Origin of the sequence: Aeromonas sp. ASNIH8 (assembly GCF_002919855.1) — a bacterium.
In the GTDB taxonomy this organism is placed as follows: Bacteria; Pseudomonadota; Gammaproteobacteria; order Enterobacterales; family Aeromonadaceae; genus Aeromonas; species Aeromonas caviae.
In genome coordinates this window covers 44,638-54,021 of sequence record NZ_PQLN01000024.1, presented here as the reverse complement: position 1 = coordinate 54,021, position 9,384 = coordinate 44,638, and the positions used below count along the sequence as shown (strand labels likewise).

Sequence of the window (9,384 nt, the reverse complement as noted above, 5' to 3'; positions counted from 1 at the left end):
ATAGTGTATAACTTGTTTATCGCTAAATTGTGTGGCTACGGTGCGTAACATGCCTGCGACTACTTGCAGCCATTATATTTGTTATGTTTAGTTATACGGCGGCTGCAGTAATCTCCACGAGAGCGCTCGGCGGCAGCGTCAGATGGGTATAAGGGACAGCTCCGACCCGAGCCAGCAGTTTCACGTGGGCTTCTGGGCTTGCGAGCCGGGCTGCTGGGCCGTTCACTATACCGAACACGAATACTGCCAGATGCTGGAAGGGGAGGCGGTGATCCACGACGAGCAGGGCGGCCGGCTGCACCTCAAACCGGGGGATCAGTTCGTCATTCCCGCCGGTTTTGTCGGGCAGTGGGAGACCCTCACCCCTTGCCGCAAGCTCTATGTGATCTTCGAACCCGCCGCGACTTGACGCGCACGTCAACCCTGACCCTCTCTCTTCAGGCGGCCGAACGGCCGCCATCCCCTGCGCAACTTGACGCTTACGGCATGATTTTCTGCGGTTTTCCCGCTTGCAAAAGGGTTTTCCGCTAGGCATTGTGATTGGCGAGGAATGTAAATGGAATTTCGAGCCCAAACGTGGGGGGCTCATATAAAAATCAAGAGGATTACCGCCAATGTGTTCTATTTTCGGCATTCTGGACATCAAGACCGACGCCACTGCCCTGCGCAAATCGGCCCTGGAGATGTCCAAGCGACTGCGTCACCGCGGGCCTGACTGGTCCGGCGTCTACAGCTCCGACAAGGCCATCCTGGTGCACGAGCGCCTGGCCATCGTCGATCCGGGCAACGGCGCACAGCCTCTCTACAACCCCGAGCGCACGCACGTATTGGCCGTCAACGGCGAGATCTACAACCACAAGGAGCTGGAGAAGAACCTCAAGGTCGACTTCCAGTTCCAGACCCACTCCGACTGTGAAGTGCTGCTGGCCCTCTACAAGGAGAAGGGCCCGGCGTTTTTGGACGATCTGAACGGCATCTTCGCCTTCATCCTCTATGACGCGGAGCAGGATGCCTACCTGATTGGTCGCGACCACATGGGGATCATTCCCCTTTACACCGGCCGCGACGAGCACGGCAACTTCTACGTCGCCTCCGAGATGAAGGCGCTGGTACCGGTCTGCAAGAGCGTCGAAACCTTCCCGCCGGGACACTACCTGTGGAGCAAGGATGGCGAGCTTAAAACTTGGTACAAACGCGACTGGATGGAGTACGGCGCCGTCGAGCACAACGTCAGCGACAAGGCCGAGCTGAAAGCCGCGCTGGAAGCGGCAGTGAAGCGCCAGCTGATGTGCGACGTGCCCTACGGCGTGCTGCTCTCCGGCGGGCTGGATTCGTCCGTCATCTCCGCCATCACCAAGCTCTATGCCGCCCGCCGGGTGGAAGACGATGGCAAGAGCGAAGCCTGGTGGCCCCAGCTGCACTCCTTCGCCGTCGGCCTGGAAGGCTCGCCGGATCTCGCCGCCGCCCGCAAGGTGGCCGATCACCTCGGCACCATCCACCACCAGATCCACTTCACCGTGCAGGAGGGTCTGGATGCCCTGCGGGACGTCATCTATCACCTCGAGACCTATGACGTCACCACCATCCGTGCCTCCACGCCGATGTATCTGATGGCCCGCTACATCAAGGCAATGGGGATCAAGATGGTGCTCTCTGGCGAAGGCTCCGACGAGCTGTTCGGCGGCTACCTCTACTTCCACAAGGCGCCCAACGCCCGCGAATTCCACGAAGAGAACGTGCGCAAGCTTGCCTCGCTGCACCTCTATGACTGCCTGCGCGCCAACAAGTCGATGGCCGCCTGGGGGGTGGAGGGTCGCGTACCCTTCCTCGACAAGGAGTTCATGGACGTGGCGATGCGCCTGCAGCCCGCCGACAAGATGTGCGGAAAGGGCAAGATCGAGAAGCATATCCTGCGCGAAGCCTTCGAGGATCTGCTGCCCCACGAAGTGGCGTGGCGCCAGAAGGAGCAGTTCTCCGACGGCGTAGGCTATTCGTGGATAGACAGCCTGAAAGCCATGGTCGAGGAAGAGGTGACGGATCAGATGTTCGAGGCGGCCGCATTCCGCTTCCCCATCAACACCCCGCTCACCAAGGAGGCCTACTTCTATCGCGCCATCTTTGACGAGCACTTCCCGCTGGAGTCCGCCGCCCGCACCGTGCCCTACGGCAAGTCGGTCGCCTGCTCCACCCCGACCGCGCTGGAATGGGATGCCAAGTTCAAAGAGATGGCAGACCCGTCCGGTCGCGCCGTGATGGACGTCCACCAGCAGGGTTACTGATCTGCCGGCGACCTCCCTTGCCTGAATGCAAAGCCCCTCCTGCGAGGGGCTTTGTTTTTTCCCGCCGACCCATTCCCGCTTTTTGCATAACAAGCACCCATCTCGCCCTTGGCGGCCGGGCTCGCTCGTGTCACATTGTTGCGGCTTGGAAGCAACCACAACAACACAAGGAGCACGTGATGAACCGACTGCTATTGCCGCTGGTGCTTGGCACCGCCCTGTTTCATGGCGAGGCGTACAGCGCCGGCCACCTCTGGAGCCAGACCCTGCCCGATTACAGCCAGGGCTATGACGAGCAACGGGACCCGGCCCGCGATCTCGCCGCCGCCACCGCCAAGGCCAGTGCCGAGGGCAAGAAAGTCCTGCTGCTGGTGGGCGGCGAGTGGTGCAGCTGGTGCCAGGAGATGAACCACTTTCTGGACCAAAAACCCGATCTTGCCAGTCAGCTCAACCGCACCTTCGTGGTGGTCAAGGTGAACGTCAGCGAGCAGAACAAGAATGAATCCTTCCTGAAAGCCTATCCCGAGTATCTGGGGGTCCCCCACTTCTACGTGCTGGATGCCAAAGGCAGGCTGCTCGAGTCCTTCAACACCGGGCTGCTGGAGAAGGGGAAGAGTTACGACGGGGAGAAACTCGGCAAATTTATCGCCTATTTCCAGCCCAGGACCACCCACGGCTGACTCGCCAGTCAATAAAACAGGGCCCCGCACGGTCAGTGACAGTGCAGGGCCCTGATGGCTACGCAAACAGGGAAGTGGCATGTCTGCGACAAACAGGCCATCCATCACCCCGGACAAGGACGAAAAAGATGTTGCGAATACTGGGCAAGGCGTCGTCAATCAATGTGCGCAAGGTACTGTGGACCTGTGCCGAGCTGACCCTCCCGTTCGAGCTGGAGGAGTGGGGATCCGGCTTAAAACCCACGGACACCCCGGCGTTTCTGGCGCTCAACCCCAATGCCATGGTGCCCGTCATTCAGGATGAGGATTTTACGCTGTGGGAGTCGAACACCATCATCCGCTACCTGGCGACGCGCCATGGTGCCAATGCACTCTATCCCGCCGAGGCGAGAGCCAGGGCCAGGGTCGATCAATGGATTGACTGGCAGGCATCGGACTTGAACACCGCCTGGCGCTACGCCTTCCTGTCGCTGGTGAGGCGCTCTCCCCAGCATCAAGACCATCAGGCCCTTCACGCAGCTTGCCTGCAGTGGTCTCACTGCATGGAGATCCTGGAGAGACAGCTTCAAACAACCGGAGGATATGTGGCCGGTCCGCACTTCTCGCTGGCAGATATTCCCATCGAGCTGTCAGTCAACCGCTGGCTGGAGACGCCCTATGATCGCCCGTCGCTACCCGCCGTGGACGACTACTATCAGCGACTGAAAGAGCGGCCGGGGTTTCGACGCTATGGGGCCAATGGCACGCCCTGAGGAGAGCAAGATAACTCGGGCAAGGAAAGAGACGGCAGACCGGGCCAACGCGCTGGTCCGGTCTGCACAGCTTCAGGGCTGGGCATCCGGCTGATTGGCGGGGGCGGCCTTGATAAAGGCCTGCAACTGCTCGCAGTTGGTGACGATGCGCGCAATGGTGGGGTAGTCATCCAGGGTCATGTCGAAGCGGAGGGCGTTGTAGACCTGGGGTACCAGCATGCAGTCCGCCAGGGTAACCTCATTGCCCACGCAATAGATGCCGGAGGTGGTCATGAGAAGCTGCTCCAGCGCGGTGAAGGTCTCGTCTATCCAGTGGCGATACCAGGCATCCCGCGCCATCTTGCTCTGCCCCAACTCCTGCTCCAAGTAGTGCAGCACGCGCAGGTTGTTGAGGGGGTGGGTGTCACAGGCGATCATGTTGACTATCTGGCGCACCTGGGCGCGCTCGATGGGGGCGGAGGGCATCAGGGGGTAGGCGGGATAGGTCTCGTCGAGGTACTCCATGATGGCCACCGACTGACCCAGATGCACGTCATCGTCCACGAGAAACGGCACCAGCCCCTGGGGATTGACCCGGCGGTAGGCCTTCTCCTTCTGCTCACCCTGCCGCAAGTTGACCGGGTGCTGCTCATAATCGAGCCCCTTGAGTTGCAGTACCAAACGCACGCGAAAGCTGGCCGATGAGCGCCAATATCCAAACAACTGCAGCATAGTGTGTCCCTGTGGTGGCAGATGTCTGCCACCTGCCGTGTCGCCCGCCCCTCCCGGGGTCGGGCTCTCCTAGCTCGCCCGCTCGGCCGTTGCTTGCGTGACCCGCTGCAAAATGGTGCCAAACAGACTCATCCCGTTGCGATCCTGCATCGCGATGGACACTGTATCACCAAAGCGCAGAAAGGGTGTAGTGGCTTGACCTGACTCGATAATTTCCAGCATCCGCCGCTCGGCAAGACAGGAGGATCCCCGGCTTCTGTCGTAGTTGGAGACGGTGCCCGAGCCGATGATGCAACCCGCCCCGAGCGGCCTTGTCTTGGCGGCATGGGCAATCAGCTCATGGAAGGTGAAGGTCATGTCCACCCCGGCGTCGGGCTGCCCGAACAGGGCGCCGTTGAGGTGGGTCACCAGGGGCAGGTGGACCTTGCCATCGCGCCAGTCATCCCCCAGCTCGTCCGGGGTGATGGCCACCGGCGAGAAGCTGCTGGAGGGCTTGGACTGGAAGAAGCCGAAGCCCTTGGCAAGCTCCCCGGGAATGAGGTTGCGCAGGCTCACGTCGTTGACCAGCATCAAGAGCTTGATGTGGCTCGCCGCCCCCTGCGAACGGGTGCCCATGGGCACGTCGTCGGTGATGACGGCGACTTCCGACTCGAAGTCGATACCCCACTCCTCGGAGCCCATCACGATGGGGCCACGGGGCGGCAGGAAGCTGTCAGAGCCTCCCTGATACATCAGGGGATCGTGCCAGAAGCTTTCTGGCATGTCGGCGCCGCGCGCTTTGCGCACCAGCTCCACGTGATTGACGTAGGCACTGCCGTCAATCCACTGGTAGGCGCGAGGCAGCGGGGAGAGGCACGCCTCCTCATCGAAGGGGAAGGCGTCGGGGCAGGCGTCCTCGTTGAGTCGCTGATAGACGTTCGCCAATTGCGGCGCCACTTCGCCCCACTGGTCGAGGGCCGACTGCAGGGTCGGGGCAATGGTCGTCACGTGGACGGCGCGCGCCAGATCGCGGCTCACCACCACCAGGGCACCGTCGCGCTTGCCATTGTTCAGGGTTGCCAGTTTCATATCGAACTCCTTATTTGCCGAGCGTCTCTGGACGCTGCCAGCTGGTGACATAACCGGGGTATTCAACCCCTTCGCAGATCGGGCCGACGGCCAGGGCATCACGGGTGTCGAGCATCACCGCCACCTCGTCGGTGAAGGTCTTGGTATGAGCCAGCCCCGCCGCAAAGGCCTTGGGATGGGGACCATGGGTGAAGCCGGCAGGGTGGAAGGTGACCATGCCCCGCTTGATGTTGTCCCGGCTGAAGAAGTCCCCGGCGTGGTAGAAGAGCACCTCGTCGAAGTCATCGTTGCTGTGGTAGAAGGGCACCCGCAGGGCACCTGGATCGCTCTCGATGGGACGCGGCACGAAGGTGCAGATGACAAAACGGCTCGCCACGAAAGTGGTGTGGGCCGAGGGAGGCAGGTGGTAGCGGTGGCTCATCAGCGGGCGGATATCCCGCCAGTTGAGGCGCACCACGCACAAGTCCCCGTGCCACCCTTGTGCATCCAGCGGGTTGAACGGCCAGGTGACGACCGAGACCTGATCGTGGCGCTTGATCTGCAGCGACCAGGGGTTTTCATCCTGCTGGGCCAGGAAGCGCTCATTGATGGCGGGCACGTCCAGGGCCGCCGGATCGAAGATGGCGTGATTGCCCAACAGTCCCTTGTCCGGCAGCTGATAACTGTCTTCCGTCGCCTCGATCATCAGGATGAAGAGGGGCGCGGTGGGCTCGATGCGCCACATGGTGCCACGGGGGATCACCACATAGTCGCCATCTCTCAAGATGAGGTGCCCGTAGTCGCAGTAGAACTCGCCGCTCCCCTCGTGAATGAACAGGAGCTCGTCGCCATCGGCGTTGCGCACCAGAAACGGCATCCTCTCGCTCAGGCGCCAGATGCGGTAGCGGCAGTGGGGGTTGCTGAGCAGATCCGGCATCACCCAGGGGGAGAGGGAGCTCACCTCCTCCTGCAGATCGTTTAAGTCAAACGCCCGTGGCCGAAGCGGCCCTTCCCAGTTGACCCAGTCGGTGGGAGCGTGCTTGTGGTGCATGTGGGTGGCCGGACCGAAGAAGCCCGAGCGCCCCAGCTCGCGCTCATAGATGGCCTGCTCCGGCAGATCGGCATGGGCCTGGCGGGAGTGGGTTCCCTCCCGATGGGGGAAGCTTATCCAGTTACGCATCGCTCGGTTCTCCGTTTTTCTGGCCCTGCGCGGCACTGTTCACCTCCCCTTGCGTGGATCCGTCCAGCACGCCACGGCGGATCTGATCCAGCTCGATGGATTCGAACAATGCCTGGAAGTTGCCCTCACCAAAGCCCTCGTTGCCCTTGCGCTGGATGATCTCGAAGAACACGGGACCGATGACGGTATCGGTGAAGATCTGCAGCAGGATGCCGTCCTTCGTCGGCGAGCCGTCGATGAGGATGCGCAGCGCCTTCAGCGCCGCCAGATCCTCCTGATGACCCGCGACCCGGCTGTCCACCTTCTCGTAGTAGGTGTCCGGCGTCGGCATGAAGCCGGTTCCCCGCCCTCTGAGCGTGCGGATGGTGTGATAGATGTCGGCAGAGGCGAGCGCGATGTGCTGGATCCCCTCCCCCTTGTACTGGCGCAGGTACTCCTCTATCTGGGACTTGTCGTCCGCCGACTCGTTGATGGGGATGCGAATTTTGCCGCAAGGGGCCGTCATGGCGCGCGAGTGCAGTCCGGTCAGCTTGCCCTCGATGTCGAAGTAGCGGATTTCCCGGAAGTTGCCGATCCGCTCGTAGAAATTCGACCAGAGGTTCATGTTGCCGCGATGGACGTTGTGGGTCAGGTGGTCGATCTCATAGAGCCCCGCGTCCACCTCGGCCATGCGGGCCTGCCAGTCGGGGTAGAAGATAAAGTCCACGTCATAGATTGAGCCCCGCTCACCATAGCGATCGACAAAGGAGAGGGTACTCTCGCCGATGCCGTAGATAGCGGGGATGTTGAGTTCCATGGGGCCGATTTTGCCCACAAACGGCTTGGCCCCCTGGCCAATGGCGTACTGCTGGGCACGGCCGGCATCGCTCACCCGAAACGCCATGCCGCACACGCTCGGACCATGGGCCCGGGCAAACTCCTCCGCCTGGGAGTGGGGCTCGGCATTGACCACGAAGTTGATGTCCCCCTGGCGATAGAGCCAGCACTGCTTGTGCCTGTGCTTGGCCACTTCGGCAAAGCCCAGTGAGACGAACAACGCCTTGAGGGCCGCAATGCCCTTGAGATCCGGCGCCGTGTACTCGACGAACTCAAACCCGTCGGTGCCAAGGGGGTTGATGGTGTGAGTACGGGAAGAGGGGGTGGTCATGATGCGCTCCTTGCGATGAACTGATAACGAAACGGTTCACGCCGCAAGGGCTCGACAGGCAGCCCGCACGGCGTTGTTAACAACTTGTTTCATTAGAGTGGCGAGCGCAGGGAATGAGAAGGGGCTGCGTTCAGATAGTTTGGCGGGGATCCGCGCCAAAAAATGTAAATGAAATGTGACATAACAGCCCCAACCTTGCACTGCGCTCGTTAGCGTCCCGCAAGGCTGTCAGCTTTGCCTTACAGCGACCAATAACGGGGTTCGATATGGGGCAGCACCGCCCTCGCCTTTAGCAATCGAGTCCTTTGCGGGTTGATGAGCCAGGCCTGCTCCCCCAACGCCAGCAGGGGCAGATCGTGCAGGCTGTCACTCAGGGTGAGTGCGGCCTCCAGGGTCAGGAGCTCGGGCAGCAGCTTGTGCCTGCCATGGCAATAGAAGCGCGGCACCAGGCCGCCGAAACGGTAACCCATCCGCGAGCCGATGATGCGGTGAGGGAGCCTTGGCAGTTGACGATGGAGCTGGGCACGGACCAGGGCGCGGGGACTGGCGGAGATGACCCAGCAGTGGTGCCCCTCCCCCGTCAGGAGGGCTCGCGCCTCCCGATACAGACCGGGCCGGGTCAGGCTGTACTGCCGTACCAGGGCGCGCCAGGCCAGGGGGGATAGCCCGAGGGTGATGGCCCACCAGATGAGTGCAATGCCGCGACTGCGCTGACCTGGCAGCAGATAGATCACGGCACCGAACGCCATCAGTGGCCACAGCAGCAGCGGCCAGATACGGCGGCGCAAGATGAAACGCAGCAACCCCGCATGGCTGTCATCCGGCGCCAGGGTGTCATCGAAGTCGGCCAGGATCCAGCCACGGGCTGGGACTCTCGCGGTTGCAGCGCTCATTCGGTGATCTCTGCGATGGCGGCATGCAACTCGGGCAGGAGGAACAGCGCCCCCTCATCGGGCGGACAAACGAGATCGAAGCTCTCACCTGCCAGGGTGAAGGCGAGGCGCCAGGCGTGCAGATAACCGCGATCCGCCGCCGTGCCGCCGTAACGCTCATCTCCGAGGATGGGGGCTCCCACGCTCTTCAAGGCCACCCGGATCTGGTGGGTCTTGCCGGTCCGGGGCTTGATGCGATAAAGGCGCAGCCCCTCGCGCACCGAAACGGAGTCGAACCAGCTGATGGCCGGGTTATCCTGGGTGCGGCTCAGCATCCAGCTGCCGCCTCGCCCTTTCTCCATGTCACCCTTCACCCAGCCCTGCTTCTTCTTCGGCTTGCGATCGGAGAGGGCCAGATACTGCTTGCTCACTTCCCGCGCCGCGAAAGCCATGCTGAGGGCGCGATTCGCTTCGGCGGTGCGGGCCAGCAGCACCAGCCCAGAGGTCATCTTGTCCAGTCGATGGACCGGATAGAGGTCAAGACCGGTATCCATTCTGACCCGATTGACGAGACCCGGCTCGCCGGCATCATCGTGCATGCCAATGCCCGGACGCTTGTTGATCACTATGAAATCTTTGTGCTGCAATTGTATCCGGTACATGTATAACCCTTTAGAATGTTATTTGTTAACAACTTGAATGCAGGCCTGCAGGCC

At 61.7% G+C, this 9,384-nt stretch carries 9 protein-coding genes and 1 pseudogene; 4 read left to right on the top strand and 6 right to left on the bottom strand.

Annotated elements, in window-relative coordinates:
* Window positions 1-160: 160 nt before the first annotated feature.
* From C3418_RS08700 to C3418_RS08685, 4 genes and pseudogenes are all read left to right on the top strand, one after another.
* A pseudogene (locus C3418_RS08700) lies at window positions 161-409 on the top strand (cupin domain-containing protein); the annotation flags it as partial.
* A gap of 205 nt (window positions 410-614) precedes the next feature.
* Entirely contained in the window at window positions 615-2,279 is a 1,665-nt protein-coding gene (gene asnB, locus C3418_RS08695; protein WP_103858313.1) for an asparagine synthase B, read from the top strand.
* A gap of 179 nt (window positions 2,280-2,458) precedes the next feature.
* Window positions 2,459-2,959 carry a thioredoxin family protein gene (locus tag C3418_RS08690; RefSeq protein ID WP_103858312.1) on the top strand — a complete coding sequence of 167 codons (501 nt, stop codon included), beginning with the start codon at window positions 2,459-2,461 and terminating at the stop codon, window positions 2,957-2,959.
* Between the two features lie 128 nt (window positions 2,960-3,087).
* A complete protein-coding gene (locus C3418_RS08685) occupies window positions 3,088-3,711 on the top strand; it encodes a glutathione S-transferase family protein (RefSeq protein WP_103858311.1) in 624 nt (207 codons plus the stop codon).
* 72 nt (window positions 3,712-3,783) lie between these two features.
* Here the strand turns inward: C3418_RS08685 and maiA are convergent, their stop codons facing one another.
* The 6 genes from maiA to C3418_RS08655 form a co-directional block, all read right to left on the bottom strand.
* Window positions 3,784-4,422 carry a maleylacetoacetate isomerase gene (gene maiA, locus C3418_RS08680; RefSeq protein ID WP_181023080.1) on the bottom strand — a complete coding sequence of 213 codons (639 nt, stop codon included), beginning with the start codon at window positions 4,420-4,422 and terminating at the stop codon, window positions 3,784-3,786.
* 69 nt (window positions 4,423-4,491) lie between these two features.
* Window positions 4,492-5,490 (bottom strand): fumarylacetoacetate hydrolase family protein, encoded by a 999-nt coding sequence (locus tag C3418_RS08675; RefSeq protein ID WP_103858309.1) that lies wholly within the window; start codon window positions 5,488-5,490, stop codon window positions 4,492-4,494.
* A gap of 10 nt (window positions 5,491-5,500) precedes the next feature.
* Window positions 5,501-6,649 carry a homogentisate 1,2-dioxygenase gene (locus C3418_RS08670; RefSeq protein ID WP_103858308.1) on the bottom strand — a complete coding sequence of 383 codons (1,149 nt, stop codon included), beginning with the start codon at window positions 6,647-6,649 and terminating at the stop codon, window positions 5,501-5,503.
* Window positions 6,642-7,796, bottom strand: a complete 1,155-nt coding sequence (gene hppD / locus C3418_RS08665) for a 4-hydroxyphenylpyruvate dioxygenase (protein WP_010675123.1) — start codon at window positions 7,794-7,796, stop codon at window positions 6,642-6,644. Before hppD ends, C3418_RS08670 begins: the two co-directional genes overlap by 8 nt.
* A 239-nt stretch (window positions 7,797-8,035) precedes the next feature.
* Window positions 8,036-8,689, bottom strand: a complete 654-nt coding sequence (locus C3418_RS08660; RefSeq protein ID WP_069785203.1) for an HAD family hydrolase — start codon at window positions 8,687-8,689, stop codon at window positions 8,036-8,038.
* On the bottom strand, window positions 8,686-9,330 hold the full coding sequence (locus C3418_RS08655; RefSeq protein WP_069785204.1) for a TIGR01621 family pseudouridine synthase: 645 nt from the start codon (window positions 9,328-9,330) through the stop codon (window positions 8,686-8,688). Before C3418_RS08655 ends, C3418_RS08660 begins: the two co-directional genes overlap by 4 nt.
* Between the last annotated feature and the right edge of the window lie 54 nt (window positions 9,331-9,384).

Excerpts from the sequence above, each read along its gene's own strand:
- C3418_RS08685 (WP_103858311.1), top strand. The coding sequence starts at position 3,088 with ATGTTGCGAATACTGGGCAAGGCGTCGTCAATCAATGTGCGCAAGGTA.
- asnB (WP_103858313.1), top strand. The coding sequence starts at position 615 with ATGTGTTCTATTTTCGGCATTCTGGACATCAAGACCGACGCCACTGCC.
- C3418_RS08660 (WP_069785203.1), bottom strand. The coding sequence starts at position 8,689 with ATGAGCGCTGCAACCGCGAGAGTCCCAGCCCGTGGCTGGATCCTGGCC.
- C3418_RS08670 (WP_103858308.1), bottom strand. The coding sequence starts at position 6,649 with ATGCGTAACTGGATAAGCTTCCCCCATCGGGAGGGAACCCACTCCCGC.
- C3418_RS08690 (WP_103858312.1), top strand. The coding sequence starts at position 2,459 with ATGAACCGACTGCTATTGCCGCTGGTGCTTGGCACCGCCCTGTTTCAT.
- maiA (WP_181023080.1), bottom strand. The coding sequence starts at position 4,422 with ATGCTGCAGTTGTTTGGATATTGGCGCTCATCGGCCAGCTTTCGCGTG.
- C3418_RS08655 (WP_069785204.1), bottom strand. The coding sequence starts at position 9,330 with ATGTACCGGATACAATTGCAGCACAAAGATTTCATAGTGATCAACAAG.
- C3418_RS08675 (WP_103858309.1), bottom strand. The coding sequence starts at position 5,490 with ATGAAACTGGCAACCCTGAACAATGGCAAGCGCGACGGTGCCCTGGTG.
- hppD (WP_010675123.1), bottom strand. The coding sequence starts at position 7,796 with ATGACCACCCCCTCTTCCCGTACTCACACCATCAACCCCCTTGGCACC.